Annotated in this window: 27 protein-coding genes and 5 pseudogenes; 22 read left to right on the plus strand and 10 right to left on the minus strand. The window is 68.3% G+C overall.

Annotated features, from left to right (window positions below; translation table 11 throughout):
• Nucleotides 1-60: 60 nt before the first annotated feature.
• Nucleotides 61-1,053: a GlxA family transcriptional regulator gene (locus ACFVKT_RS35590; RefSeq protein ID WP_385739487.1), complete on the minus strand. Its 993-nt coding sequence runs from the start codon at nucleotides 1,051-1,053 to the stop codon at nucleotides 61-63.
• Between the two features lie 292 nt (nucleotides 1,054-1,345).
• On the opposite strand from ACFVKT_RS35590, the gene ACFVKT_RS35595 reads away from it, so the two are divergent.
• Nucleotides 1,346-2,146, plus strand: coding sequence for an alpha/beta fold hydrolase (locus ACFVKT_RS35595; RefSeq protein ID WP_385739490.1), 801 nt, complete (start codon nucleotides 1,346-1,348; stop codon nucleotides 2,144-2,146).
• A 303-nt stretch (nucleotides 2,147-2,449) separates the two neighbouring features.
• Here the strand turns inward: ACFVKT_RS35595 and ACFVKT_RS35600 are convergent, their stop codons facing one another.
• A complete protein-coding gene (locus tag ACFVKT_RS35600; protein WP_385739493.1) occupies nucleotides 2,450-3,100 on the minus strand; it encodes an NAD(P)H-binding protein in 651 nt (216 codons plus the stop codon).
• 438 nt (nucleotides 3,101-3,538) lie between these two features.
• Here ACFVKT_RS35600 and ACFVKT_RS35605 point away from each other — a divergent pair.
• The 12 genes and pseudogenes from ACFVKT_RS35605 to ACFVKT_RS35660 form a co-directional block, all read left to right on the plus strand.
• Nucleotides 3,539-4,036: pseudogene (locus ACFVKT_RS35605) on the plus strand (ISAzo13 family transposase); the annotation flags it as partial.
• Between the two features lie 7 nt (nucleotides 4,037-4,043).
• Nucleotides 4,044-4,469, plus strand: a pseudogene (locus ACFVKT_RS35610) (phosphoglucomutase, alpha-D-glucose phosphate-specific); the annotation flags it as partial.
• A 101-nt stretch (nucleotides 4,470-4,570) separates the two neighbouring features.
• Complete coding sequence (gene nhaA, locus ACFVKT_RS35615; protein WP_385739496.1) at nucleotides 4,571-6,454, plus strand: Na+/H+ antiporter NhaA; 1,884 nt, start codon at nucleotides 4,571-4,573, stop codon at nucleotides 6,452-6,454.
• A gap of 94 nt (nucleotides 6,455-6,548) precedes the next feature.
• Nucleotides 6,549-6,713, plus strand: a complete 165-nt coding sequence (gene rpmG / locus ACFVKT_RS35620; RefSeq protein ID WP_326725729.1) for a 50S ribosomal protein L33 — start codon at nucleotides 6,549-6,551, stop codon at nucleotides 6,711-6,713.
• Nucleotides 6,714-6,763: 50 nt separating this feature from the next.
• The gene (locus ACFVKT_RS35625; RefSeq protein WP_385739499.1) at nucleotides 6,764-7,012 is read left to right on the plus strand and encodes a type B 50S ribosomal protein L31; all 249 of its coding nucleotides are present in this window, start codon (nucleotides 6,764-6,766) and stop codon (nucleotides 7,010-7,012) included.
• A complete protein-coding gene (ykgO, locus tag ACFVKT_RS35630) occupies nucleotides 7,009-7,131 on the plus strand; it encodes a type B 50S ribosomal protein L36 (RefSeq protein ID WP_043662604.1) in 123 nt (40 codons plus the stop codon). The genes ACFVKT_RS35625 and ykgO overlap by 4 nt, the downstream gene beginning before the upstream one ends.
• A gap of 986 nt (nucleotides 7,132-8,117) precedes the next feature.
• Entirely contained in the window at nucleotides 8,118-9,011 is an 894-nt protein-coding gene (locus tag ACFVKT_RS35635) for an MBL fold metallo-hydrolase (protein ID WP_385739503.1), read from the plus strand.
• A gap of 177 nt (nucleotides 9,012-9,188) precedes the next feature.
• Nucleotides 9,189-9,908, plus strand: a complete 720-nt coding sequence (locus ACFVKT_RS35640; protein WP_385739506.1) for a hypothetical protein — start codon at nucleotides 9,189-9,191, stop codon at nucleotides 9,906-9,908.
• A gap of 5 nt (nucleotides 9,909-9,913) precedes the next feature.
• Nucleotides 9,914-10,069, plus strand: coding sequence for a hypothetical protein (locus tag ACFVKT_RS35645; protein WP_385739509.1), 156 nt, complete (start codon nucleotides 9,914-9,916; stop codon nucleotides 10,067-10,069).
• A gap of 126 nt (nucleotides 10,070-10,195) precedes the next feature.
• Nucleotides 10,196-10,882, plus strand: a complete 687-nt coding sequence (locus tag ACFVKT_RS35650; RefSeq protein WP_385739512.1) for a response regulator transcription factor — start codon at nucleotides 10,196-10,198, stop codon at nucleotides 10,880-10,882.
• 107 nt (nucleotides 10,883-10,989) lie between these two features.
• A complete protein-coding gene (locus tag ACFVKT_RS35655; RefSeq protein WP_385739515.1) occupies nucleotides 10,990-11,163 on the plus strand; it encodes a hypothetical protein in 174 nt (57 codons plus the stop codon).
• Nucleotides 11,160-11,450, plus strand: a complete 291-nt coding sequence (locus ACFVKT_RS35660) for a hypothetical protein (protein ID WP_385739518.1) — start codon at nucleotides 11,160-11,162, stop codon at nucleotides 11,448-11,450. The genes ACFVKT_RS35655 and ACFVKT_RS35660 overlap by 4 nt, the downstream gene beginning before the upstream one ends.
• A gap of 310 nt (nucleotides 11,451-11,760) precedes the next feature.
• Here ACFVKT_RS35660 and ACFVKT_RS35665 read toward each other — a convergent pair whose 3' ends face one another.
• The gene (locus ACFVKT_RS35665) at nucleotides 11,761-12,699 is read right to left on the minus strand and encodes a cupin domain-containing protein (protein WP_385739520.1); all 939 of its coding nucleotides are present in this window, start codon (nucleotides 12,697-12,699) and stop codon (nucleotides 11,761-11,763) included.
• A gap of 111 nt (nucleotides 12,700-12,810) precedes the next feature.
• Between ACFVKT_RS35665 and ACFVKT_RS35670 the strand changes: the two genes are divergently transcribed.
• Both ACFVKT_RS35670 and ACFVKT_RS35675 read left to right on the plus strand, forming a co-directional pair.
• On the plus strand, nucleotides 12,811-13,659 hold the full coding sequence (locus ACFVKT_RS35670; protein WP_385739523.1) for an NmrA family NAD(P)-binding protein: 849 nt from the start codon (nucleotides 12,811-12,813) through the stop codon (nucleotides 13,657-13,659).
• Nucleotides 13,656-14,108: a nuclear transport factor 2 family protein gene (locus ACFVKT_RS35675; RefSeq protein WP_385739526.1), complete on the plus strand. Its 453-nt coding sequence runs from the start codon at nucleotides 13,656-13,658 to the stop codon at nucleotides 14,106-14,108. The genes ACFVKT_RS35670 and ACFVKT_RS35675 overlap by 4 nt, the downstream gene beginning before the upstream one ends.
• A 73-nt stretch (nucleotides 14,109-14,181) precedes the next feature.
• On the opposite strand, the gene ACFVKT_RS35680 is transcribed toward ACFVKT_RS35675, so the two are convergent.
• On the minus strand, nucleotides 14,182-14,607 hold the full coding sequence (locus tag ACFVKT_RS35680) for a Tn3 family transposase (RefSeq protein WP_385739669.1): 426 nt from the start codon (nucleotides 14,605-14,607) through the stop codon (nucleotides 14,182-14,184).
• 14 nt (nucleotides 14,608-14,621) lie between these two features.
• On the opposite strand from ACFVKT_RS35680, the gene ACFVKT_RS35685 reads away from it, so the two are divergent.
• Entirely contained in the window at nucleotides 14,622-15,347 is a 726-nt protein-coding gene (locus ACFVKT_RS35685; RefSeq protein WP_385739529.1) for an IS5 family transposase, read from the plus strand.
• Between the two features lie 429 nt (nucleotides 15,348-15,776).
• On the opposite strand, the gene ACFVKT_RS35690 is transcribed toward ACFVKT_RS35685, so the two are convergent.
• Entirely contained in the window at nucleotides 15,777-16,532 is a 756-nt protein-coding gene (locus tag ACFVKT_RS35690) for a nuclear transport factor 2 family protein (RefSeq protein ID WP_385739532.1), read from the minus strand.
• Nucleotides 16,533-16,731: 199 nt separating this feature from the next.
• Nucleotides 16,732-17,502: an SDR family NAD(P)-dependent oxidoreductase gene (locus ACFVKT_RS35695; protein WP_385739535.1), complete on the minus strand. Its 771-nt coding sequence runs from the start codon at nucleotides 17,500-17,502 to the stop codon at nucleotides 16,732-16,734.
• A 240-nt stretch (nucleotides 17,503-17,742) separates the two neighbouring features.
• Between ACFVKT_RS35695 and ACFVKT_RS35700 the strand changes: the two genes are divergently transcribed.
• Entirely contained in the window at nucleotides 17,743-18,219 is a 477-nt protein-coding gene (locus ACFVKT_RS35700; RefSeq protein WP_385739538.1) for a winged helix-turn-helix transcriptional regulator, read from the plus strand.
• A 649-nt stretch (nucleotides 18,220-18,868) separates the two neighbouring features.
• Here ACFVKT_RS35700 and ACFVKT_RS35705 read toward each other — a convergent pair.
• Both ACFVKT_RS35705 and ACFVKT_RS35710 read right to left on the minus strand, forming a co-directional pair.
• Nucleotides 18,869-19,444 carry a hypothetical protein gene (locus tag ACFVKT_RS35705; RefSeq protein WP_385739541.1) on the minus strand — a complete coding sequence of 192 codons (576 nt, stop codon included), beginning with the start codon at nucleotides 19,442-19,444 and terminating at the stop codon, nucleotides 18,869-18,871.
• A 200-nt stretch (nucleotides 19,445-19,644) separates the two neighbouring features.
• On the minus strand, nucleotides 19,645-19,935 hold the full coding sequence (locus tag ACFVKT_RS35710) for a hypothetical protein (protein ID WP_385739544.1): 291 nt from the start codon (nucleotides 19,933-19,935) through the stop codon (nucleotides 19,645-19,647).
• A gap of 160 nt (nucleotides 19,936-20,095) precedes the next feature.
• Here ACFVKT_RS35710 and ACFVKT_RS35715 point away from each other — a divergent pair, with 160 nt between their 5' ends.
• Both ACFVKT_RS35715 and ACFVKT_RS35720 read left to right on the plus strand, forming a co-directional pair.
• Entirely contained in the window at nucleotides 20,096-20,308 is a 213-nt protein-coding gene (locus ACFVKT_RS35715; protein WP_385739546.1) for a hypothetical protein, read from the plus strand.
• A gap of 60 nt (nucleotides 20,309-20,368) precedes the next feature.
• Nucleotides 20,369-22,714 carry a tetratricopeptide repeat protein gene (locus tag ACFVKT_RS35720; RefSeq protein ID WP_385739549.1) on the plus strand — a complete coding sequence of 782 codons (2,346 nt, stop codon included), beginning with the start codon at nucleotides 20,369-20,371 and terminating at the stop codon, nucleotides 22,712-22,714.
• Nucleotides 22,715-23,303: 589 nt separating this feature from the next.
• On the opposite strand, the gene ACFVKT_RS35725 is transcribed toward ACFVKT_RS35720, so the two are convergent.
• Complete coding sequence (locus tag ACFVKT_RS35725) at nucleotides 23,304-23,528, minus strand: helix-turn-helix domain-containing protein (RefSeq protein ID WP_385739552.1); 225 nt, start codon at nucleotides 23,526-23,528, stop codon at nucleotides 23,304-23,306.
• 157 nt (nucleotides 23,529-23,685) lie between these two features.
• A pseudogene (locus ACFVKT_RS35730) lies at nucleotides 23,686-23,997 on the minus strand (Uma2 family endonuclease); the annotation flags it as partial.
• Nucleotides 23,998-24,633: 636 nt separating this feature from the next.
• On the opposite strand from ACFVKT_RS35730, the gene ACFVKT_RS35735 reads away from it, so the two are divergent.
• The 3 genes and pseudogenes from ACFVKT_RS35735 (at nucleotide 24,634) to ACFVKT_RS35745 (ending at nucleotide 25,814) form a co-directional block, all read left to right on the plus strand.
• Nucleotides 24,634-24,840, plus strand: a complete 207-nt coding sequence (locus tag ACFVKT_RS35735) for a hypothetical protein (RefSeq protein WP_385739555.1) — start codon at nucleotides 24,634-24,636, stop codon at nucleotides 24,838-24,840.
• A pseudogene (locus ACFVKT_RS35740) lies at nucleotides 24,807-25,382 on the plus strand (DUF6192 family protein); the annotation flags it as partial. The gene ACFVKT_RS35735 and the pseudogene ACFVKT_RS35740, both read left to right, overlap by 34 nt.
• Nucleotides 25,383-25,386: 4 nt before the next feature.
• Nucleotides 25,387-25,814 (plus strand): annotated as a pseudogene (locus ACFVKT_RS35745) (RacP protein).
• Nucleotides 25,815-25,957 lie beyond the last annotated feature (143 nt).

Consider the following 25,957-nt stretch of genomic DNA (forward strand, 5'->3'; position numbering starts at 1 on the left):
GTGTTCACTGCCAGGGCTCGTAATTTTCGGGACACCTCAGGTCGGCCTGGTCAACCGGCCTCACATCGCCAGATGCTCGGGTTTCCCGTCCGGCCGGACCAACGCTGTTCCGTCAGAGGGCTGAAAGGCCCGGCGATAGGCAGACGGCGTGGTGCCGAGGGCGTCGCGGAATCGGGCTCGAAAATTGGTGCTGGTTCCAAACCCGCTCTGGGTAGCGACCTGCTCGATGCCGAGGTCGGTGGCCTCCAGGAGTTCACGGGCGTGGTTGATGCGGGCGGTGAGCAGCCATTGGTGTGGCGTGATGCCGGTTTCCTGGCGCCACATGCGGACCAGGGTGCGTGCGGAGACGCGCGCGTGCCGGGCAAGGACCTCCAATGTGAGGGTTTCGTTGAGGCGCCCCAAGGCCCAATCGCGGGTGTTCGCGAGGGTGTGGTCGGTGGGGGAGGGCAGAGTCCGATCGATGTACTGGGCCTGGCCGCCGTCGCGGTGCGGTGCTGCGACCAGTTCGCGGGCGATGCTGTTGGCGACCGCAGCACCTAGGTCCTTGCGGACGATGTAGAGACACAGGTCGATACCGGCGGTCATGCCCGCAGAGGTCAGCAGGGGACCGTCGTCGATGTAGAGGACAGTGCGGTCCACCCGGACCTCGGGGTAGAAGCGTTCGAGTTCGTCGGCGCTGGACCAGTGCGTGGTCACCGTACGGCCGCTGAGCAGTCCGGCCGCGGCGAGCGCGAAGGCGCCGGTACAGATTGAGGCGATGCGGGCGCCCCGGTTGAAGGCGAGATTCAGCGCGGCCGTGACCTCGGGCGCCGGTGGCCGCTGATACTCCCAATAGCCGGGGACGATGATCGTGTCCGCCCTGGCAAGCGCCGACAGCCCGGCCGTCGCGCCGATCGTGAAGCCGGTACTGGTCGTGACGCTGTCGCGGGGCCCACTGCACACCAACAGCTCGTACGGCGTATAGGACCGCTCGTTGAAGATCTGCGTGGGGATGCCGAGGTCAATGGGGATCACAAACGGCAGCGCAAGGACTGCGACACGATGAGGAGCCATGGCTGCAATATTACGACCGTAACTATCCTGACAGGATGCGGGCACCGGCCGACCGCGCGGAACTCACGCGCGAGGGCCCTGGTCCGGTGGTGCCGCTGGCGCCTTTGGCGAGTCGGTTTTCCACGCAGCGTGTCCCGAAAATTTCGGATGGTGGCAGACCGGCTTGTGGTTGATCGAGAAGGGCTGGACGACCATCGAGCCATGAGCAGCACGGCCTGACGGCCGGGCTCACGTCGACAGCGACCGCGGCAGAGCGGCTCGGCGCCGGCCCAGACAAGGACACCTGATTGCTGTGACCACATACACCCCGATCGGGCGGCACTTCGCCGTGAAGGACGGGCGGCTCTACGGCCACGTACGCGAAGGCGACGGGCCGGCCCTGGTCTTCCTGCACTACTGGGGCGGCTCGCACCGCACCTGGCGGCCGGTCATCGAGCGACTGAGTCCCGCCCAGGCGTTCGTCTCCTGCGATAGCCGCGGTTGGGGTGAGTCCACCAAGGTGCCCGGCCCGTACGGCATCGAGCAGCTCGTCGACGACGCACAGCGCGTCATCGAGGAACTCGGATATGGCGAGTATGTCGTGGTGGGGCATTCGATGGGCGGAAAGGTGACCCAGGTGCTCGCTTCCCGCCGCCCAGCGGGACTGAAAGGTGTGGTGCTCGTCGCACCCGCTCCGCCGGCTCCGGTCGGTGTGACGCCTGAGTTCCAGGAGGCGCTGTCCCACGCCTACGACAACGCGGAAACCATCGACCAGAGCATCGACCAGGTGCTGACCAACGGCGAACTGTCGGCCGAAGCACGTCAGCTGGTACACGAGGACAGCTCTCGGGCAGGCGAAGCGGCACGCATGGCCTGGCCACGACAGGCACTGGTCGAGGACTTCGCGTACCGGGTCGGAGCGATCGACGTGCCCGTGCTCGTGCTCGCCGGTAGCGACGACAAGGTGGACCCGCCCCCGATCCTGCGCGAGCACCTGCTGCCCCTCGTCCCCACCGCCACCCTCACCGAAGTTGACGGCACCGGCCACCTCTCGCCACTGGAGGTGCCCGACCAAATCGCCTCCCACATCAGCGCGTTCATCGCCCGCCTCTAGCGACTAGAAGGCACCTCTCGGGGCGGTGGCGCTGGATTCCACAGAAGCGGGGTCGCTCTGAGATCTCCCGCGACGCGGTCGCCTGCGGCGGTGCGGACCGGCGTATCCGGCGCATTGCCCAACCGATCACCGGACGTTCCAGCCGGCCGGAGAGGATGGGGAATTCTGCGGTGACCAGCCTGTCGGCGGGCGGGCCGGGGGGTGACCAGAACCAGCCCCAGCTGATTTGTTGTGGCCATGCCCGTTGGGAAGAGCCCCTGATACCCCTTGGGCGTGACGGGCGCTTCGCACCAGGTCAGGTGTCTAAAGTTCCCGTACGGCCTGGTCGATGGGCGTGTTCCCGCTGACCAGCTCGAGGGTGCGGTGGGAAACGTCGGATGTCAGCAGCGCGGCCATCACAGCGGCCACGTCGGCCCGCGGCACGAAGCCCAGGTCAGCGACCTTGTCCGTCAGCGTGACGCGGCCGTCTCCGGGCTCGTCGGTGAGTCCGCCCGGCCGCAGGATCACCCAGTCCAGGTCCCGGCTGCGCAGATCGTCCTCGGCAGCCGCCTTGGCGGAGAAGTAGGCAGGCCAGTCTCCGCCGCTGAATTGGGCCGGGGGAGCGTCGACGCCCATCCCGCTGATCTGCAGGAATCGGCGTAGCCCGACCCGCTCGGCGGCGTCGGCCAGCAGGACCGAGGCGCCACGGTCGACCGTGTCCTTGCGGAGCGCACCGCTGTTCGACCCGGCACCGGCGGCGAAGACGGCCGCGTCCGCACCCTCCAGCACCTGTGCTACGGCGTCGAGGCTGGCCGACTCCAGGTCGAGGACCATGGCCTCCGCACCCGTCACCGTCACGTCGGGCACCTGCTCCGGCTTGCGAATCAGGCCTACAACTGTGTGGCCAGCTGCCCTCAGGTCTCGCTCCAAAAGGAGGGCGATCTGCCCGTGGCCGCCAGCGATCACGATGCGCATATGTCCATCCTCTTTGACGAGCTCTTCAACTCTGTCTGTACCGCGCGTAGCGAGACAGACGTGTCCCCTCAGGTCTGGAGACTCGGTGGTGACGGCGGGTGTCGCCTCGTTTCGTCCATGCTCTTCTGCCGACGGGCAGCCGGGTGCCCGCCGAGGGTCAACGACACAATCTCGTATGGCGGGGGACCGCAACATCACCTGGATATGTGATCCCCAACGGCCAGGTTCCGGGACGAGTTGCTCCGCGGCAGCACCACGAGAGCGTGCCCACTGGCTATCACACAACAACTCGTAAGGGCTCGCAGAGAATCAACGTGTTGCTTCCCGTATTCGGGCTCGTTCACCTGGTAAGGGCATCCCTGACGCGACGCGTGATCAACTGGCTGTCAAGTTTGGGGTGTTGTCCCGCATCTGGACGAGCGGCAGCGTCGGCTGCTGATGGGAGCCGAGACCCGGGTCCTGGGGCACGGTGCTGTCCGAGTGGTCGCACAGGCGGCTCAGGTCAGCGAGACCACGGTTCGCAAGGGTATGGACGAGTTGGAGGCGGGCGCGGGACCGCTGGGGCGGGTTCGCCGTCCCGGCGGCGGGCGCAAGAAGGCAGCCGAGGTAGACCTGGGGCCGTGGCTGGCCCTGGTCGCGTTGGTCGAGCCGGACATACGTGGGGGTCCGATATCGCCGCTGCGCTGGACAATCAAGTCGACGGGGAAGCTCGCCACCGACCTCACCCGTCAGGGACACAAGGTGAGCGCGGACACGGTCGGAAACCTGCTCCGGGAAGAGGGCTTCAGCCTGCAGGCCGACGCGAAGACCATCGAGGGCGCACAGCACCCGGACCGTGATGTCCAGTTCCGCTACATCAACGGCCAGGCCAAGGAACACATGCGTGCCGGGGATCCGGTGATCAGCGTGGACGCCAAGAAGAAGGAGTTGGTCGGCTGCGCCTGTCGAGACCACCGACAAGGACGGCATCATCCTGGTGCTGCTCGCTTCCGAGATCGCCGCGGCGACCGACAAGACGCCGGCAGAGCACTACGCCGCTTTGACGGAGCGTTTCGGAGCGCCGGCCTGCGCACGGATCGACGCCCCCACAAGCCGCGGGGAGAAGGTGCTGCTCGCCAAACTGTCGTCCGCGCAGGTCACCGCCGACACTCTGGCCGGGAGGCGGTCACCGGTGTGCTCATCGAGCCCCCGCCAACGGCGCGGCCCTGGGCGGCATCACAGTGATGACCGCCAACGCCTGGTTCGCGGCGCGGTCCTCGGGCACCGAGGATGTCTACAAGATCAATGCCGAGTCCTTCCTCGGGCCGGCTAACTGAGCCGGGTGGAGGAGGAGGCCAAGGCCGTGGTCGGGGCGGCGCTGGGCGGCTGACCCGGGCTGTCGGCCGGGGCGCCTGCTGCAGGGATGAAAGGTGTGGCAGCCGGTGTTGGGCCGACACGTGAGTCGCGACGCAAGGTGGAGGTGAGCACCGCATGTCCTTCGAAGCCACCGACTACACAGGGCAGACCGCCTGCGGCGACGACTCGCGCTCCCCGCTGCGTGACTTCTTGCGGACCGAGACCGGAAGCGCCGCCGTCCTGGTGACGGCGGCGCTCGCCGCACTCGTCTGGGCCAACGCGGCTCCCTCGGTGTACGAGTCGTTCTGGCAGACCCACCTGTCCGTCCAGCTCGGCTCACACGGGGTCTCGCTCGACCTGCGCGAGTGGGTGAACAGCGGGCTGATGACGCTGTTCTTCCTCGTCGTCGGCCTGGAGGCGCGCCGCGAGTTCGACATGGGCGAGCTGCGTGAGCGCAAGCGCCTGGCCCTGCCGCTCATCGCGGGTGTCAGCGGGATGCTCGTGCCTATCGGCATCTACCTGGCGATCAACAGCGGTCACGGAACGGCGAACGGCTGGGGCGCGGTGATGTCCACCGACACGGCCTTCGCACTGGGCATGCTGGCTGTTGTGGGCCGCCGTATGCCGCCGGGACTGCGCGTCTTCCTCCTCACGATCACCGTCGTCGACGACTTCCTGGCGCTCTTGGTCATCGCCGTGTTCTACAGCGACCACATCGCCGTACCGGCGCTCCTCCTCGCCCTGGGCACGTTCGCCGTCATCCTGCTCCTGCGGCGGTTCAGGGTGCGCCGAGGCCCTGTGTACGCGCTGCTCGCGCTCGTCGCCTGGATCGCCCTGCTCGAATCGGGCGTGGACCCCGTCGTCATCGGACTCGCCATGGGGATGATCACGTACGCCTATCCGGCGACGCGCGACGACCTGGAACGCGCCACCGGTCTGTTCCGGCTGTTCCGCGAGCAGCCCACACCCGAGCTGGAACGCGACGTACGCGCCGGCATCGCCTCGGCGATCTCCCCGAACGACCGTCTGCAGCGCATCTACCACCCATGGGCGAGCTATGCCGTGGTCCCGCTGTTCGCGCTCGCCAACGCCGGTGTCCACCTCAGCGGGGACCAGCTGGCACGCGCCTTCACCTCACCCGTCGCCCTGGGCATCCTCATCGGCTACGTCGTCGGCAAACCCCTCGGCATCGTCTCGTCGACAGCGCTGACCAGCCTCCTGTCCCGCGGACGCATCCGGCCGCCGGTCGGCTGGGGAGCCGTGACCGCGGGCGGCACCCTGGCCGGAGTGGGCTTCACGGTCTCCCTGCTCATCGCGACCCTCGCCTTCGACGGCTCCCGCCTGGAGGACGCCAAGACTGGCATCCTCAGCGCCGTGATCGGCTCATTCCTGGTCTCCAGACTGGTCACGGGAGTGATCGGACTGCTGCCGGGCCAGGTACGGCTGAGGGCGTTGTTCGGTCGGGCGGAGACCATCGTCGACCTGTCGGTACCCGTCGACCCCGACCGCGACCACCTGCGCGGACCGCGGCACGCGCCGGTGACCGTCGTGGAGTACGGCGACTACGAGTGCCCCTACTGCGGACAGGCCGAGCCGGTCGTACGCGAACTGCTCGGAGACTTTGGGGACGACATCCGCTACGTGTGGCGACACCTCCCGCTCACCGACGTCCACGTCCACGCCCAGCTCGCCGCCGAGGCCGCGGAAGCCGCCGCCCTGCAGGACCGGTACTGGGACATGCACGACCTGCTGCTCAGCCACCAGGGCGCCCTGCGCTTCGACGATCTGCGGGGCTACGCCGCACAAATCGGCCTGGACACCGCCCGCTTCGAACGGGACATGCGGGCCCACGCGGGGGCGGCCCATGTCGCCGAGGACGTCGAGTCTGCCGACCTCAGCGGCGTCGCGGGCACCCCCACCTTCTTCGTGAACGGCCGCAGACACCACGGCGCGTACGACATCGCCGGCCTGTCACAGGCCGTACAAGCCGCTCGTGAGCGGGCCGCGGTGGCCGCGTAGGCAGCGGGAATGCGCCGACAGATGTCGGTGTTAAGACGCATGTAGCTGACATGCTCGGGACAAAATCCCGGGATGTGAGCGGAAGGAGGCTCTCATGGCACGCACCACCACCCGTCCCGTCGTCACCCTGAAGTCGACGGCCGGGACCGGCGTCACCTACGTGACGCGCAAGAACCGTCTCAACGACCCCGACCGCCTTGTACTGCGCAAGTACGACCCGGTGGCGGGGGAGCACGTCACTTTCCGCGAGGAGCGTTGAACCCAGCAAAGCGGCCGTCCCACCGCGGACAGCCTGAGGAAGGAAATACCATGAGGCCTGGCATCCACCCCGTCTCCCGTCCGGTCGTCTTCCGCGACCGCGCGGCGGACACCTCGTCGCTCATCCCCTCGACCGCGCACTCGTCGCGCACGATCGAATGGGCGGACGGGAACACCTACCCGCTGATCGACGTCGAGATCTCGTCGGCCAGCCACCCCTTCTACACCGGGAACGCGCGGGTCGTGGACACCGCGGGCCGGGTGGAGCGCTTCGAGCGCCGCTACGGGAGGATGTCATGAAGGTCCGCAATTCCCTGCGCTCGCTGAAATCCAAGCCCGGCGCGCAGGTGGTACGCCGCCGGGGTGTGACATTTGTGATCAACAAGAAGGATCCGCGCTTCAAGGCCCGCCAGGGCTGAGACGCCGCGTACGACCGGTCGGCCCGGCCCCGCTCTCCGCGGTGGCCGGGCCGTTGTCGTTCTGTTCCCGTGTGCTCCGGAGGGAGAAAGATCGGTACCCCAGCGACCGGGCCTCGGTTGCCATCACCAGACGCCGCTGCCGGTGGCGACTCGGACACGGTACGGCCCCAGAACAGCGCCCCGAACACCTTGGAGACCCTGACGTTCCTGGCCGGAGAGCACTACATTGTGGCCGCTGCCAAGACGGCACCGTTTCGGTATGCGGCGCGAACGTGGCCTCGGGCGAAACCCTGAAGCAGTTCCGTCAGGCATTCGGAAAGTGACGACCCGGAACTGGCCGTCGACCGCGCCGGTCGTGGGCCCTCCCTGAGCTGGACAGCCTGATACGGGACGGAGTGGTCTCGGAGGAGCCAGTTCCAGGTGGTGAGCAATAAAGAGCAAGCGCTACACGGCCGAGTGGCAGGACGAGACCAAAACCCGTCCGTAACACACCCTCGATACCAGCCGTGCCCAAGGCCCGGGGCCAGCCAGTCCAGTACGGTTGCCCGGCCCATGGTGGCGGGGCCTCGACACGTTCGCTGGCCGCCGCGGCGGCGACGTTCGGGAAGGCACTGGTCAGGCCGACATTGAGGCGATAGGCGGACCCGAGGTGCTCCGGCCTCGCGTAAATGAGCGAGGACGGCGGTGGGCTGCGTCAAGAGTGGCGCGGCCGAAGGCGGGCGTTTCGGTCGTCTGAGGCGTCCCGAAGGCAGATCACACATTCAGGTGATGTCGAGGTCCGCCGCCTCGGGACACCATGTCGCTGTTCGTTGTCGACGACCACTCGGTTGTCCCACGGCCGGGTCGACAGTTGAGGGTCGAGACGCAGGGACGAACGGGCAGCCCGGCCGACATCGGCGCGGTGATTCGGAACCCGGCGACCTCGCGCATGACGTCGCCCGCGTCCTCAAGCAGCCACGTCAGCAAGCACGATCGGACGGAGAATCATGTCCACCGACACAGCCATCAGCTACGACGTGTTCGTCGCGGACCCGCTGCCGATGAACGCGTCGGGTCTGCTGCCCAACGGGGAGCCCCGCCGCTACCAGCCCATCGCGGTCACCCTCGTCCATGGTCGGCAGGACGCCGTACTCGTCGATCCGCCCCTGACCACCGAACAGGCGGTGGCGGTCGGGGACTGGGTCCAGGCGAGCGGAAAGCGGCTGACACACATCGTCGCCACCCATGGCCACGGTGACCACTGGTTCACCGCCGGAATGCTCGCCGAGCGCTTCGACGCCCTGGTAACGGCTTCAGCCACCACGATCGGTCAGATGCACAACAACGTCTCTGCCCGGGAGGCACTCTGGGACCAGATGTGGCCAGGCCAGATCCCACCATCTCCCGTCACGGCCGTCACCGTGCCCGACAACCGCATCGCCCTTGAAGGGCACGATCTCAACATCGTGGACGTAGGGCACGCAGACAGCGACGACTGCACTGTGCTGCATGTGCCGGACCTCGACCTGCTGGTTGCGGGCGACTTGGTCTACAACGGTGTGCACGTGTATCTCGGCGAGGCAGCCGATGGTGGTCTCGACGCGTGGCGGAAGGCGATCGATGTCGTTGCCGCGCTCGGACCGCGGCGAATCGTGGCCAGTCACCAGAACAAGAACCTCGACGACGACGCCGAACGGCTCATCACCGAGACCCGCCAGTACCTCGACGACGCCGAGGCCATCGCGGCAGCACACGAAACTCCGGTCGAGTTCTTCCACGCCATGCGCCAGCGCCACCCCGAGCGTCTCGGTGCGACTGTCCTGTGGGTCAGTGCACGCGCGGTGTATCTGGCGCGAGAGGGAGGCGACCCTTGGCAGAACCTGTTGAAGGCCTGGCTGTAAGCACATGACAAGCCACTGGTGGGCCTGCACGGCAGATACGCAGTGGCGCGCCGCAAGTCACACCTTGCAGCGCGCTGCACCGGGCATCGGATACCACCCCCAAGCCCTGGCACGGCAGATCTGCCACCTCGGTCAGCAGCCCGGTAAGAAACCATCAGGCAGAATGGACAAGGCCACATGAGCGACCTGATGGATCTCGTTCTGAAGGCACACGGCGGCCTCCCACGGTGGCAACAAGCGACAACCATCCACGCCAAAGGCGCCATCGGAGGAGACCTGTGGACCCTCGTGGGTCAGGAAGGAATCCTCGCAAGCGCCGACTTGACCGTCGACGTACAGCGGCAGCGGCTTGTCTTCGCAGGTTTCACCAGCCCGGAACTGCGCGGACTGTTCACGCCCGATCGTGTCGCAATACTCGGGAAGGACGGCGTAGGCGTCGCGGAGCGGACGGCTCCACGCGAAGCCTTCGCCGGCCTGAGTCAGGGTGCCCCCTGGGACGAGCTTCACGCGCTGTACTTCGCCGGGTACGCGATGTGGAACTACCTCACCACCCCTTACCTGTTGACGCGCCCCGGCGTGGTACTGGCAGAACTGGCCCCCTGGCATGAAGCGAATGAGGACTGGCGGCGGCTACGAGCCACATTTCCGAAAGAGATAGCCACGCACTGCGTCGAGCAGGTCTTCTACTACGACGCCGCTGGACTGTTGCGCCGTCACGACTACGCACCTGACGTGCTGGGCGGGACGTCGGCCGCGCATTTCACAGGCAAACACCTCACGGCGTCGGGACTGGTCTTCCCCACACATCGGTACGTCGTGCCTGTTCAGGAGGATGCTCGCGCATTGCCGGAGTCGATCCTCATCTCCATCGAGCTCTCCGAGCTGTCCGTCACCTGACGGCGATGGGGGCCGCTGGCCGGGCAGTTTCGCCGCCCGCTTCCGACACGATGGTCGAGATCATCAGGGCGGACACCGGGAACTACCGCAGCCTCTGGCCGCCCGTAACAGAGGAACTGATCAAGCAGGTGCAGCACGACGCCTTGATCAGGACGGTCTGACCACAAACGGGATTGGGCCGCGACGCACTCACACGTACGACCGAACTCATCGCCGCGCCAGGGCCGCTGAACGTTCTGAAGATCGCCTTCAGCGCCCGGCGCGGTACGTGACGCAAGGTGGATGCTATGCGCGTGCTGGTGATGGACGACGACGCCAGACTCGTGGCCCTGCTCCAACAGGGGCTTCGTGCAGCGGGTTTCGCGGTCGACTCTGCGAGTGACAGCCTGGACGGTATCGCCATGGCGGCGTCCGACAACTACGAGGTGATCATCGTTGATGTCATGATGCCTCGCCTGAATGGCTACAAGGTCTGCGGCCACCTCCGCTCCGTCGGCGACAACACCCCGATCCTGATGCTGACGGCGAAGGACGGTGAGTACGACGAAGCAGAGGGGCTGGAAACCGGCGCCGACGACTACCTGACCAAGCCCTTCTCGTTCGTCGTCCTCAATGCCAGGCTTCGTGCTCTGATCCGCCGGGCACGCCCCGAACGGCAGGTCGTCCAGCACTTCGGCGACGTCGAGATCTACACAGGTGCTCGACGTCGCCGCCGGGCGGGGCAGGACATAGCCCTGACTCCCCGCGAGTTCGATGTCATGGCACTCCTCGCGGCGACCCCGGACATCACCATCAGCAAGGCCGCCATCCTCGACCAAATCTGGGACAGCACATACGAGGGCGGCGCGAACATTGTGGAGGTCAACGTCAGTGCTCTTCGCCGGAAAATCGACCGGCCCTTTCGCCGGGCCAGCATCGAAACCGTCCCCGGCGGGGCCTGGCATCAGGACCACCAAGGGCCTGACCAAGCATGAATACCTGTGGAACCAGGTGCAGACGTTCGCCATCGAAGAAGTCGTCAGTAGCACCTATCGGTGTAGCGCCGGTCTCCACGTCAAGTTCGCGAAGGGGGACAAGTCTCGTGACCAACTCCGTCCGCCAGGGTGGCCGTACCTACAGGATGTACTCCCTCCGCAACGGGATGGTCCCTGTCTGTGTCCTCGGGCCGATGGCGGACCAGCAGCGGGCCGCGCTGAAAGACGCCCTCGCCCTATACGGTCACGGTAAGAGCGACGCCGAAGCCTGGGGTGAATGAGCGCCCGAGTGGCAGTATGGCCGTCCATCGACGGGCTCGACGGCGCCAGGCAGCCCCTCGAAGGCAGGCATCCGCCCGCGAACGCGGTCGGGACGGCTGGCGCCCCAAGGGCCGTCGACGACGACGTGATCGCCTACGCCCGCACCCTGCGGGCCGGCGGCGTCCCCGTCCCTCAAATCGCCTGCAAGCTCGTCATCCCGTCCGGTAAGAACAAGGGCGAGCACACCTCGGTCGCCACCGCACACCGGGTCCTCGCAGAGGCGGGCGCGACCGACCCCACCTCGTGAGTATCACGCTGGCAGCCGTGGTGAGGACGGCGAGTCCCGCACGTGCAGCCGACTCCGGTCATCCGCGCAACCGACTTCGAGAACTGACACTTGAAGTCGTCGCTCACAGCTCCGGAGCGTTTCATGAGGGTGTTTCAGCCGTCCAGTTGTTTGCAACAACTCATGAAACATGATCGGCACACGTGGGCCGCCGGGCGGAGAGGTGTTTCACGAGCGACCACCTATGAAACAGGACACGGCCGAAAGCCGGTGCCATCTGCTGCGGTCGGACGCCGGGTCCGACTGGCCGGCGGGCGCGGTCGATCGCCGCTCACGACCCGGGGTGGGTGGTCAGCAGCCGTGTGTGTGCGGTTGTTCGTTCCCTCTGTCGCCACGTTCCTGGTGGTTCTCCGTGGTGTCGGCGGAAGGCTGCGGCGAACGCGAAGGGTGAGCCGTAGCCAATGGTGTCGGCGATCTGGGCCAGGCTGAGGTCGTCGGCGCGCAGGTGGTCGCGGGCGAGGGTCATGCGCCATTCGGTCAGGTACTGCACGGGGGCCTGGCCGAGTGCGTCCCGGAACGCCCGCGCGAACGCGGCGCGGGACAGGCCGCTGATCGCGGCGAGTTCAGGGACTGTCCACGGGTGGGCCGCGTTCTCGTGCATGGCTTGCAGCGCGGCGCCCAGCCGCGGATCCGCGGATGCCCGGTACCAACGTGGTGCGGTCGTGCTGCGGCGGAACTCGCTGCGGATGGCCAGGACGAGCAGCAGGTCCAGGAGGCGGTCCAGAACTATCTGTTGGGCGAGTTCGCTGCGGACCAGCTCGCGGGACAGCAACGTGATCACGTCCCGCAGCGGGTCGTCGTCGGCCGCCGAGAGGGTCATCACCTGGGGCAGTGCGTCGAGCAGCCCGGCGCCGACATCGCCGGAGAACTGGTAGGCGCCGCACAGGAACACGGTGGCCTGCGGGTTGTCCCCGGGGCCCATCCGGGCGTGGTGTGCCCGGAACTCCTCCGGCTCCAGGCACGCGGCGCCCGGCTCGTGCCCGATGTAGTGGTCCGGGCCGCCGCGCACCAGCGTGACGGTCCCCGGTATCAGCTCCACGGTGCCGCCGGGGATGCCGAGCCACAGGTAGCCCCGGCCGCGGACCACGGTGTGCACCGACAGCTGTATCGAACCGCCCAGCCGCAGTCCCCACGGCGGTTCGGCGACCGTCCGCGCGAACACCGCGCCGGCGGCGCGCGCCCGCACCAGGTGGTCGGTTAGCAAGTCCATGGGACCAGCCTGACCAGCACGGGCAGCCAAGGTCAAGGCCCGAGAGCTTCACGTAAAAAGACGAGCGAATCACGCATGGTTTGTCTTGCCTGGGGCCGCAAGCATGGAGTCATGAACAATGAAGCCTCCACCACGCTCATCCTTGGCGGCACGGGTCGGACCGGTTCGCTGCTGGCCGACGCGCTCGCCCGGCGGGGAAGCGCCACCCGTACCGCGGCGCGCAGCGGAGCGGACGTCCGGTTCGACTGGGACGACCCGGCCACCCACGCGGTCGCTCTGGCCGGCGCCGACCGCCTCTACCTGGTCACGCCCACGATGCGCGTCCGCTACGCCGACCAGGTCGGCGCGTTCCTGGACCTCGCCGAGGCGGCCGGCGTGCGGCACGTCACCTACCTCAGCGTCTGCAACGCCGACCAGGCGCCGCCGGAGATCGACATCGCAGCCGTCGAGGCCGATCTGGCCTCCCGCAGCACCATCACGCACGCGGTCCTGCGCCCTTCGTGGGTGATGCAGAACTTCGCCGACGGCCACATCCCGGTCATCGACGGAGCGATCACCGTCCCAAGCGGCGGCAACACGGAAGCCTTCGTCGACGCGGCCGACATCGCAGCGGTCGCGGCCGAGACGCTGCTGAACCCCGACACCCACGCCGGTGCCGCCTACGCGCTCACTGGCCCGCAGGCCCTCACCTTCGGTGACGTCGCGGACGCCCTCGCCGCCGTGAGCGGCCGCCCCATCGCCTACCGCGACATCGAACAGGAGACGTGGATCAGCGGCGCGGTCGCCGCAGGCGTCCCCGCCGACTACGCGGTGATGATGCGCTGGCTCACCGGCGCCATCGTCACCGGCAACGGCTCCACGCCCACCGGCGACATCGAGAAGGTCACCGGCCAGCCGGCCACTGCCTTCCGCGCGTTCGCCGAGCGCGACGCCCAGGCGTGGGCCTCGGAGGCGAAGTGAGCAAGACGGTCAGCGACGACACGCCCCTGGTCGGGGCGGACAGCCCGTTCTTCCGCATCATCAAGGAGGGCCTGGACGGCCTGGTCGACGCGGAGGACTTCTACGATCTGCTGGCCGAGGACGTGGTCTTCGGTTACGTGATCACCGTGCCGGGCTACCCCCGGCGGGTCGAGGGACGCCAGGGGATCATCGACCTGTACCGCGACTACGGCGACTACGTGAAGCTGCACGGTGCGGACAACCTCCGCGTGCACCGGGACCCCGAGACCTCCGTCGTCGTCCTGGAGTACGAAGTGCACGGCACGTCCGTCCCCACAGGGCGGCCCTACGACAACCGCTTCGTCTCCGTCGTGACCATCAAGGACCGCAAGGTGACCCACTGGCGCGACTACCTGGACCCCGTCGCCGTCTTCGACGCCCAGGGATGGCTCCAGGGCGTTCGCCCGTAAGAGCCGGCGAGCCCACCGAGCGCCCGCCACGCGGCTTCGTTCACGGGCGGGTCCGCGAGATCCTGGAAGTCTTTCATCGTGCCTCTGCGCCCGATCGGGCCCCGGCGTCTGCCGGGGCCCGGGGACGGGGAACGGCGGCGGGCCCCAGGTCGAGGCGCTTGCTCATGTCGAGGCGGAAGGTGCCGTACGGGTTGACGTTGGACCAGAACAGCGCGGTCAGACCGCGCCGGTCCTCATCGCTCAGCCTCGATGCCCATGCCGGTTCGCCCAGGACCTGCTGGACCAGCAGGGTGTTGATGTGCACGAGCGCGGACTTCAGCAGGTGCAGGGCGAGCATCGAGGTCTCGGCGTGCTCCTTGTCAGGCCCGGTCAGGGCCCCGTCCTTGCCATAGTGGAGCACGGTATTCGCGCTGTTCCAGTTCTCCACGACCTGGAGCCCGCCGTGGATCTCCCGGCGCAGGCCGGGGCCGGCGATCCCAGGGCGGAGCTCCTGAGAAATGGCCCCGCCGGCGTGTGGTCGATGCCATCCGCTACATCACCGACAACGGGGCGAAGTGGCGCGCGCTGCCCGCTGACTTCGGCATTCCGTGGCGCACGGTGTTCGGGTATTTCGCCCGCTGGGCGAAGGCCGGTGTCCTCCGGCGCATCCTCGATCAACTTCGGCGGCGGTTGCGGCTGCGGCGACGGCGGTGTCCCTGGCCGGTCCGGGTGATCGTGGTCTCGCAGTCCGTCAAGGGCGCGGAGACCGTGTCGAAGGCGACACGCGGATACGACGCAAACAAACACATAAATGGGCGGAAGCGGCATCTACTGGTTGATCAGGACGGCCTGCTCGTCGACCTGCTCGTCACGCCGGCCGACGTCCAGGACCGGGACGCGGCCCGTGTCCTGCTGACCCGCCTTCACGCCGAGCACCCCGAGATCGTGCTGGTCTGGGCGGACAACGGCTACGGCGGCGACGAGTTCAGCACGTGGGCCCAGGCCACCCTCGGCATCACCGTCAAGGTCGTCTCCCGGCCCAAGGACGCCAAGGGCTTCGTCCTGTTGCCCAAGCGCTGGGTGGTTGAGCGGTCGAATTCGTGGACGATGCGGGCCCGGCGCAATGCGCGGGACTGCGAGCGCCTCATGTCCCACGCCGAAGCCCACATCCAGTGGGCCTTCATCACCCTCATGACCCGCCGACTGGCCCGCCCCCGCCGCCAGACCGAGGCGTTGCCGGTGTCTCTCGCAGCCCTCTGAAGGTCATCGCGCTGCCGCTACCGTTCGGAACAGCGACCATCGACGCCCAACCGAACGGCCAGCGGGATCACCACCATCCTCTACGCCCCGTGACCTGCGAAAAGAGGATGTGACACAGCTTCTGAGCGTCTCGGACAGCGCGGCCTCTTAGCTCGGGTCGACGGCCAGGCCGTAGCGGGTTTTGTCGGCGACCCAGTCGGTGACGCGCTGGCAGCGATAGGCCTCGTACGGCGGCACCCACATACTCGGTCCTGGTCCGATTTGGACCGGTTGCTCCCCGCGGGCACGGCGATAAGGGCACGGGCGTCGTCCTGGTCGTTCGCGTACGTCTCCCGCTCCTTCGCCGTCCAGCCGGAGGCCCCAGCTGGCGGGGAGCGTCATTCGAACCGCGCGGTGTTCACCGCCACACTCGGACGGTGTCCGAAGGCGTCAGAACAGCCCGTTGTCGTGCGGCAGGGACGCGGGGATCGGGGCGATGATGTCCCAGTGTTCGACGATCTTGCCGTCTGCGACGCGGTACAGGTCGTAGAAGGCGACGGGGACGCCGAATTCACCCTCGGACAGGAGCACGACCAGGTCACCCTCGGCGATAATCTTGTGGATCTTTGTGTAGACGATGTTCGTGCCCTGCTCGGCCAGGGCCTGGGCCGCCGCGCCGGCACCGTCAAGGCCGTCGGCAGTCTCGGTGTTGTGCTGGTGGTAGGCCTCGGAAACGTAGTTGGTCATCGCTGCGGAGTAGTCGCCGCCCACCAGGATCTTCTGCGCGTAAGTGGTGACCGCTTCCCGGCTGGCCTGCGTCTGGTGCGGGTCGCCGGATCCGGTGGGACCGTCGGTCTGGGAGCGGCCGGAGGCGGTCGGTGACACGACCGGGGTCAGCGCGTCCCAGTGTTCGGCGAGTTTGCCGTCGGCGACACGGAACAGGTCGAAGGCGGCCAGCGGTTCGGGCCCGAGGCCGTGATAGATGCCGTGCAGGGCGACGATCTCGCCGTCGGCGATCGCGCGGACGTTGTCGTAGCGGAAGCCGTCGGGCAGGCTCGCGATCAGCTGCCGTACTCCCTCGGGGCCGTCGGCGGCGAGGGAGCTGTGCTGGCGGTAGTCGGTGGAGATCCAGCGGTCCACCGCACTCGGGTCCTTCTTGCCGAACAAGTCGCCGACGGCGGCAAGGACGGTGTCCTTCGGGGTCATCGCGATCCTCCAATTTATTGACATGACCTGGGCCGGCGCCCGGGTACTGGCTTTCACGCTGCTCTCGGCCGTTCACGTGCGCGCGCCGGCCTCGGCCGTTCGGCCGGGGTACTTCGGCCTTGACCGTTCACGGCACGAGAGCCGAACGCCCATCGCCTCACCACCATGCTTGGAGCCGCCCGGCCACGGGCCCAACGTGCTATTCGCGCATGGTCACGCCGCCGTCCACGGACAGGATCTGGCCGGTGATCCAGCTGGCCTCGGCAGACAGCAGGAAGACGATCATGTTGGCGAGGTCTTCGGGCTCGCCAAGTCGAGGGAGTGCGGTCTTGTCCAGCAGGGTCTGGAGGATCTCGGGGGGTGTGCCGGTGCGGACGTTCTCGGTGAGGACGACGCCGGGGGCGACGGCGTTGGCCCGGATGTTCTTCCCTCCCCACGCGTGTGCGGTGTGGCGGGTGAGCGCGTGCAGGGCGATCTTGGAGGAGGCGTACGCGGCCAGCCAGTTCTCGCGCTGCCATGCCGCGAGGGAGGAGACGTTGACGATCGAGCCGCCGCCTGCGGCGGCCAGTGCGGGCAGGCTCTCGCGGATCACGAGCCCGGTGCCGATGACGTTGACCCGCATCATCTCGGACCAGACCTCGGGGTCCATGGTGTCGACGCCCTGGTCGCGAGCCGAGAGGTCCGGGCTCACGGCGGCGGCCACGTTGGCGACGCCGTCGAGCCGGCCGAAGTGGTCGGTGCTCTGGGCGACGAGGGACGCGATGGAGGCCTCGTCGCGGAGGTCGAACTGGACCGTGAACAGCTGGTCGGCCGCCTCTGCGGCCTGCTCCCGGGCGCGGGCGAGCTTGTCGGGGCTGCTGCCTGCCGCGACCACCCGGGCCCCCTCGGCCAGGAGCCGCCGCACGGTGGCCGCGCCGATGCCCGATCCGCCGCCGGTGACGATGAAGACCTTGTCCTTGAGCCCTTCCATGACTGGGCACACCCTTTCGATTCGGTAGAGGCGGGCACCGGGTGGGCGGCCGGGGGACGACGGCGTGGGCGCGCAGGCGGGAATACGCCTGGCGCGGCCGGTCGTTTCCGCTCGCGTGTGCGCGGCGCAACCGCTTCGACCAGGACGTTGACGCCTGGTTCGCCGCCTACTGTGCATGACCGCAGCAAGGGGTACAAAAGGTACTTCTATGTTCCTGAGGAAGACCGGAAGGCGTCAGCCGTGAGCAACGACGAGGGCCGGCCGGCCTCGAACAGTCAGGCGCGCGTGAACGTGCTGCCCCTCCAGGGCCCCTGCGGGCGCTGGAACGAGCACGAGGTGGAGTTCCTCCGCGAGGTCCTCGACCTGGTCGGCGACAAGTGGAGCATGCTGGTCATCGGCGTCCTGGCCGTCGGCGACGCCCGGTACTCCGAGCTCGACACCGCCATCCCCGCCATTTCCCGGCGCATGCTCACCCACACCCTCAAGCACCTCCAGCGCAGCGGCCTGGTCGACCGCACTTCCTACCCGGAAGTTCCGCCCCGCGTCGAGTACGCGCTCACGCCCCTCGGTGCCTCCCTGCTCTTCGCCATCGACCCCCTGGCAGCCTGGTCCGCCGAGCGGCGCGCCGAGGTCCGTCGCCACCAGGACACGTACGACAAGAGCACCGCACCCGATGCCGTCCACGACGGGGTAGACAAGGGTGTGTCAACCCCGTGAGGCCGCCTGGCCGGCATCAGGTCATGTACCCGCCACGCGGCCCGGTTCATCCGGGGTCGGTGAGGCGGCACGCCCTTCATCGCGTCCGAGTCACTCGCTGTCTTCTTGGCGACGGCCGTTAGGGGGCCGGTTCGTAGGCGACGGTCGTGTCGGGGCAGTCCTCAGCGAGTCCGAGGAGTGCCTGGACCTCGGACTCGTCGACGGCCAGGTCGGCGCAGCTTGGTTCCGACCCACGTGGCGGCGTAGGTGCAGTCGTGTGAGCGTCCGACGGAAGCCACTCGGCCGGGTCCATGTCAGCCTTGCTCCTGGTTCGGAGCGCTCGTGCTGCAGGCGGCGCATTGCGGCGAGCCGGGTGAGGAAACGGACCATCACCTGCCGTAGTTCCGCGCGCTGCTGCGTCTGCCGGGCGTGCCGGTCGCGACGTGCGGTGGACCGGTCCTGCAGGAGGAAGCCCAGCACGATCCCCACGATCCCGATCGCCGCAGCGAGGGCGGAAGAGGCCAGCTCCATGGTCATGCCTCCTGAATCCGGGGCGAGTTGGGCGGCGGAACGGCGGACCCCCGGCGCGAGGGCCGGGGGTCCGAGCGGAACTACCAGGAGCCCGGGGCGTACTTCTCGATCAGTTCCGTCAGCCACTCGGGCGTGGCTTCTAGGTCGAAGGGGTTCGTGCTGTGCAGCGTGATGCTGGCCGCGTCCATGTCGACCACGCCGTTGCCCAGGACGCGGTAGCCGGAGACGGCAGCCTCCCAGGTGTGCTCCGGGGCTCCGGCATCGAGGCGGTCGTGATCCACGCGCTGTACGGGGCGATCGTCGTGAAGTGGTCGCTCAGGTGCGGCTGGTCCGCGAGGTGCAGGATCTCGGTGCGCTGCTGGGCGAGCCGCTCGACAGGCGCGGCCTCGGGCCGGATGCGGGCCGCGGTGGTGACGCGGGTGGCGAGCTCACAGAAGTAGCGGTCCTGTGCTTTGCCGCTCTTCGCGCGGGCCACCACCAGGTCGCCCAGGAACTGGCAGAAGTCCCAGAGGCTGAGGGTCTGCACGTACTCCAGGGCGGAGTCGGCGGCCTGCTCCAGGTAGATGAACCGGTGCCAGGCGCAGGTGGCGTTGTAGCCGGCCTCGGGGGTGAAGTCGCCGTCCAGCGGGGCCTGGTCCAGGACACGCTCGCGGGCGCGGCGGATGAGCTGGTCGGCACGGCGGTGCTGGTCGTGGCCGTGGTGGAAGCGGGGCATGTCGGGGTCAGCCCAAGTGCGTCCCGCAGCTGGTTCGCGAGGCCTCGGCAGCCTCCCGCTCGGCAGCGTGGGCCGCCTCGTTGATGTCGGCGGTCGTCTTCGCTGAGGTCTCGGTGATGCTCTGCATGGTCTCTCTCCACTGCAGGGGTAGGAGCAGTACCTGGCGTGGTGCGGGGCCCGGCCGCGAAGGGCCGGGCGGGTCAGTTGCGGAAGGTGGCGCCGAAGGTGGGCGTCGCGTCGACGTTGCGGTCGCGAGGGGCGTAGGCCTCCTTGCCGTCCTCATCGAACACGAGCCCGTGCCGCTGAAGGTGCGCCGCGAGGCCTACGCGGCGCACCTGCTCGGCACGCCGCTCGCTCTCGATGCGCAGCGGGGACAGCGTGGCGTCGCGCAGGCGCACGATCTGGGCGACGCCGTGCTCCAGGCGGCGGCAGCCCCGTTCGGCGAGCAGCCAGTCCAGCTGCACGTGGTCGTCGAACCATTCGGCGGCCATCACGCAGGCGCGGCGTCTCGCGCCGAAGTCGCCCCCGTACAATGGCGCCTGACGGATCGCCTTCCCAGTCTGTTGGCGGGATGGCGCCCTTTCGCCGACCGCCCCCGAATGCCTCACTGTCTGTAATGGGCAGTAGTCGAGGGGCGGGACAGGGGGCTCCATGTCGAGCGGAACCACGGGTGGCTACTGGCAGGGCAAAGCGCTGCCGAGTGTGTTCAAGCATGAACTGCTGCGCCGCTACTTTTTCACCTCCTGGAGCTCAGGCCAGGTCGAGGGCCACGTGACACGCGTCAAGCTCCTCAAGCGCATGGGATTTGGCCGGGCCAACCTCGAACTCCTCCGCAGACGCGTGATCCTCACGCTGACGGATTGACGGGGGAAGTGGCATCTGTACGACTCCCTGGGATGTGTCTTGGGCCCTAAGGTCGAAGCCATGGCTCTGCTTGACACCGTGGGCGCCGTAGTAGGAGTGGTGGCGCTTGGCCTGGGTGCGTGGCAGCTTCGTGTCGCGATCCTGGACCGGCGCGATACCCGCAATGGCCGGGCAGCTGATGATGATGGCGACCCGGCTACGGGAGTGGACGGGACTTTGCCGGTCACGGTGCCGTTGGGGCGTCTTCCTGTACAGGTTCTGGGCCGTGATGCCCTGCTGGCCGAGCTGAACGGCTCGCTGGGCGGCGCTTGGAGGAGGCGGCGTCCAGGAACGTGGGTGCTGGCTGGGCTGGGCGGGATCGGCAAGTCGACGGTCGCGCTGCGGCTGGCCGCCGAGGCTCGTCGCCGGGACCGGCCGGTGTGGTGGGTGAACGCGGCGGATCCGTTGTCCCTGCGCGGTGGGGTCCTGGAGGTTCTCCGGCAGCTGGGCGCGCCCGATGCCGTGGCGCGCGAGGTACGGGAGGGCACACCAACCGCTGCCGACCGATTCTGGACGTACCTCGACGGCACGGCCAAGCGGGCGCTGCTGATCTTCGACAACGCCGACGAGCCGGCCGTGCTGGCTGCCGATGGTGTGTCGCTCCCCAGTGACGGCACCGGCTGGATCCGGCCCGGCGGGGGCGTACTCATTGTGGTGACCACCCGCACCAGTGATCCCCGTACGTGGGGCTCATGGGCCCGGTTAAGGGTGTTGAAGGCTCTCGACGACGAGTCCGCGGCGCACGTGCTGCGCGGCCTGGCGCCCGCGGTCGAGGACCCCACCGGACGGGAGGCGATGGCTCTGGCCAAGCGGCTCGGCGCGCTGCCGCTCGCGCTGCACCTGGCCGGGACCTACCTGGCCTCGCCCTTCGCACGCTGGCACGGCTTCGCCGACTATCAGCGGGCACTGGACAGCGTCGCGGCACCGGAGGCGATCGCGGACCTGGACACTCTCCGTACGGGCTCACGGGCGGCGGTGTCCCGGACCTGGGAGCTCTCGCTGGACGCGCTCGCGGTCCAGGGGCTGGACCGAGCGCGGCGCCTGCTGTATCTGCTGTCCTGTCTCGCCCCCGCCACGCCGATTCCGGGGAGCCTCCTGCGGCTGGAAGCCGGCAACGACGCACGTAAGTTCACCTCAGCCCTGCGTGGCCTGGCCGATGTCGGTCTGATCGACGTCGCGGACGTTCCGGCTGCGGGACATCGCGATGTCGTCGTGCATCCCGTGGTGGCGGACATCTGCCGATCCCGAGTCCTTCGGACCCAGGCGGAGGGCGGAGGTACGGTCATGGCAGCCGCCGTACAGCTTCTGTCGGCAGCCGGCGGGGAACTCGACAGCGACCGCCCAGGTGACTGGTCGGCTTGGGAGCGGCTGCTCCCGCACGTGGCTGCTGCGGTGTCATGGATGGCCCCGCACCTCGAAACCGAGAACCTGATCGCGCTGCTGAAGGTCAGCCTGGAGGGATTCAGGTCACTGTGGGGGATCGGGAGGCCGACATCCCGCGACGCCGAGATTCTGGCCCGCGCCAACCTGGCGGCAGCCGAACGGCTCGGGGACGAACACCCTGATGCCCTCGCGGCCCGCCTCAATCTGGGAATCCATCTCGGCGCCGCAGGGGCGACCCACGAAGCCGCGGAGATCTTCCGCGCCGTTCTGGCCGGTCGGCGCAGGGTTCTCGGTGAGGACCACGTCGACACTCTGCTCACCCGGGACCATCTGATCGGCGAGATCATGGCGCAGGGCCGCTTCGCTGAGACCGAGCCGATGTACCGCGAGCTGATCGCCGACATGACCCGTGCCCTGGGCGCCGACCACCGGGAAACCCTCACGACCAGAGTGGACCTCGCCTGGTCCATCGGCATGCAGGGACGCCCGGTTGAGGCAGCCGAGATCTGCCGACATGTACTCGAACGCGACCGCCGGACAGTGGGCCACGAGGACCCAAGAACCCTGGACGCCTGGGACGACCTGACCCGATGGACCAACGAACAGGGCAATCACGCCGCCGCCGAGCAGATGTGCCGCGAACTCCTGGACATGGAACTTCGGGTCATGGGAACCGAGCATCAACTGACGCTGACCACCCAGATGAACCTGGCTAGGGCCATCGCCGGTCAGGGGCGGCTCAACGAAGCCGAACACCTGCTACGCGAGGTACTGGCAGACATGGAACGGGTTCTCGGCGAAGCCCACTACCGATCAATCACCGCTCGACGCTACCTCGCCGACGCAGTGGCTGCCTGTGGGCAGACAGGGAAGGCCGCGCGAATCTATAGGCATGTACTGGACCTTCAGCAGCGTCGGCTGGGCCACGAGCACCCGGAAACGCTCGCCACGCGCCAACTGGTGGCAGAGACAGGGACTATGTGACTGGAGACTTCAATGGCTGGGGTTACGGCGGTTGGAAGTCGAGTCCGGTCTTGGCGATGAGCCCCTCGATGAGGTGGGGCCGGTACTGCATCCGTTTGAGCCGGGTTCTGACCAGCACGGTGAGCTGGTCGAGGCTGTGTTTGGTGAGGTTGGACAGCGATCGCGCGCGCCTGCGGGGCCCAGCCCACGGAACTGACCGGCACGCTTGACCAGTTGGCGGCAACAGGACGGCTGGGGTCATGGTAGGCCTGCCCGGACTCGGGAGATCTGCAGTGGACCCTCGCACGCGGCACGGGAATCCCCGTCGGCGGTCCCCGGCGGGAAGCGGTCCGAGGAAACGTGCAGGGCTAGGCCGGTGCCTCTGCACAAGCGACGCCGGCTACGACGGACCAGGCTCCGCGACATGCAGCCGTCACGCGTCCCCGCCCATGGCCTCGTTCACGACAATGAGGCTCTGGCACCGATCTTGGGGATCGGTCGCGGGCGGCGATCGCGGATCTTCTCAGAGGCCTACCGTCGTGAGTACAGGACCGCGTGCGCCTGAGGGCGCCGAGCCCGCCCGCGCTTGTCTGCTCTTTTGATCATCTGTTCAGGATGAGGACGGGGTCTGCCCTGAGCCGGACGTGAAGGTGACTGTCAGCCGGCAGTCCAGTGCCGAGGCAATGCGGTCCAGGAGTGCCAGGGTGGGCAGGTCCCGCCCGGATTCGATGCGTGAGATCGCGGCTTGCCCGGTCCCGGCGAGTTCGGCCAGGCGGGTCTGGGACATGCCTCGCTGCCGGCGCCAGGACCGCACCAGGCCGGCGGTGTCGTTCACCGTCCGGCGTCCGCGCTGTAGCGGGGCAGAGCAGTGGTGTCGATCTTCCAGCCGGCGACGGTGACGGTGTCTCCGAAGGTGTAGTGCTGCCTGTTGTCGTACGTGGGTTCGCCAGTGCGGCGTGTGGGCGCCCAGTGGTGGACAGCGGTCCCGTCCCGGGGTCGACGACCAGGTAGTGCGGCACTCCCAGTGCCGGATAGTCGCGCAGTTTGCTCTCGTAGTCGTTGCTCGGGCTGGACCGGGAGACGATCTCGATCACCAGGTGGCAGCGGCGCGGGTCGATGGCATCGCTCTCGGCTGTGGCCTCCTCCTCGTCGATCACGACGAGGTCGGGGACCCAAAGGATGCCCAGTACCGCATCCTCCATGTCGGTTTCGAGCATGAGGACCACGTCCGTACCCAGCTGACGCTCCAGCTGGGGACGCAGGCGGTGGGCAACGAGCTGATGCTGCTTCTTCGGGCCCAGCATCAGCAGCAGCTGGCCCCGGCTGATCTCCGGCCAGTCGACCAAACGGATCAGATCCACCCCGTCGCCCTCATCCACACGCCCTCCCGATACCCACAACGTTCCCGTTCATCATGCACGAGCCGCGAACTGGCCCCAGTCGGTATTACGTTGGGAGTTCTGAACGACGGCTGCTGCGACGGACCAGCTCCGGGGCAGGCACCGGCCATCGGCTGGATCGTGCCGTGTCCGGATCCCGGAGGTCGGGTACGACTTCGGCAACTGGCCAGGGTGGTGGGGGAGGCTGTCGGGCGGGCAGGGCGAGCCGGGGCAAGAGGGAGCGCAGCAGGGACAAGGCTGAGGAGTGGACGGCGACCGGCGCTGCCCGGGCGACGTGGCGTCTACGGGAGCAGACCGGGCGGTTACTGGCCGGGAACCCGTGGGTCCAGACGATGCTCGCCTCCAACATCAACAACGTCGTCAGCGAGCTGTCCGCCGTGCTGCTCCACAGCAATCTCACAGACATCGCGGACCGGCCCGAGGACACCGCGCGGGACGCGGCCTGGTCGATGACGCTGGGCAAACAGGGGCACCCCGCCGCCGTGGCCCCGGGCGGCCGGGGAAGCTGCCGGGTGGGAGATCCGGCAGATCGAGAAGTTGTTGCGGCAGGCCGACGTCCTCGTCGTCTCACCGGCCGCGCACGCCGCGGTCATGGCCGCGGCCGCCACTCTCGAGCTGGCCGACGTCAGCACCCTTCACCGCGACCAGGACATCCTCGTGCCCACCGCGCTGCTGGTGCTGCCGCTGGGCGGTGCTGCTGACGGCGCCCGGCCGTGGTCGCCCAGGTCAGGCCCGAGGACAAGGTGAGGGCGGCGACGGAACTGTCCCGCGAGGACGACGTAGCCGCCGCCATCGCCCCGGACATCCTGCGCCGCCCCGCAGTCGTCGCGAAGGTCACGCCGGCCGACAAGGTGAAGGTCGTCGAGGAGCTGACCAGGGACGAGAGCGTCGCGACCGAGGTGACGACGGGCCTGCTGCGCCGCCCGGACGTCGCGTTCAAGGCGATGGGCGACGACACCGCCCGCCACCAGGTCAACCGCGCCCAGGTCGAACGCGGCCAGCAGGCCCGCGAGGACTTCGAGCGCAACAGCCCCGTCGCCCCGGCGATCCGCGCGATCGACCGATCCGTGGAGTTCCTCGACCTGGTCACCGCCTGCCACGCGTTCGTCGCAGCGTCCGGCCGCGTCGTCCCGGGCCTGCGCGATCGCCAGCTCGGCGACGACGAACGCGTCATCATCCACGAGAACGTCGCCCGCGTCCGCGCCACCCTCGACTGGATCGAGACGGCCGTGGACACCGGGAAGGTCGACGTCGACGGCGAACTGGCCCGCCTCCTGCAAAGCGAGTAGGAGAGTGCCACGCGCCTCCGAGCGCAGATCGGCGGCGTCCCAGAGGCACGCCGACACCGTCCGGTTCGTACTCTTCGAAGCCCGGCCGGCTGGTCTGACCTTCGTCCAGCTCATCCGCTCCAGCGAGCTGACACCCAGCCAGGCCCGCGCAGGCCTGGCCTGCCTGCGCGACGTCATCGCCGAACGCAGCTGGCCTCCCCTGATCTGGACAAGGAAGGACGGCTACCGGTTCTGCACCGACACCGCCGAACTCCAGGCCTACGAGATCGCGATCGTGAGGGAGAAACTCACCGGATCCGCCGCTTCATCACCGCCGTCGTCGGCCCACACGCGGCCCTGCAACCGAAGGGACGGTGGATCAAGCACCTCAACACCCAACTCGGCTCGGTCGAGTCGACCCTCGACATCATCGCCGACTTCATCGACGTCTGACCTGGTTGGGGCCGGCCGCGAAGCGGCCGGCCCCCACCCCCGTTCCCGGAGGGGAGGTTCCCGTTGCCGGGGCACCGCTGGGACCCGGCGGACCCCTTCGACGCCGACTGGGCGCGCATGCAGCCCCGGCGTCCCGGTGCGGC

The sequence above is a fragment of the Streptomyces sp. NPDC127595 genome, assembly GCF_042671685.1.
Taxonomy (GTDB): domain Bacteria; phylum Actinomycetota; class Actinomycetes; order Streptomycetales; family Streptomycetaceae; genus Streptomyces.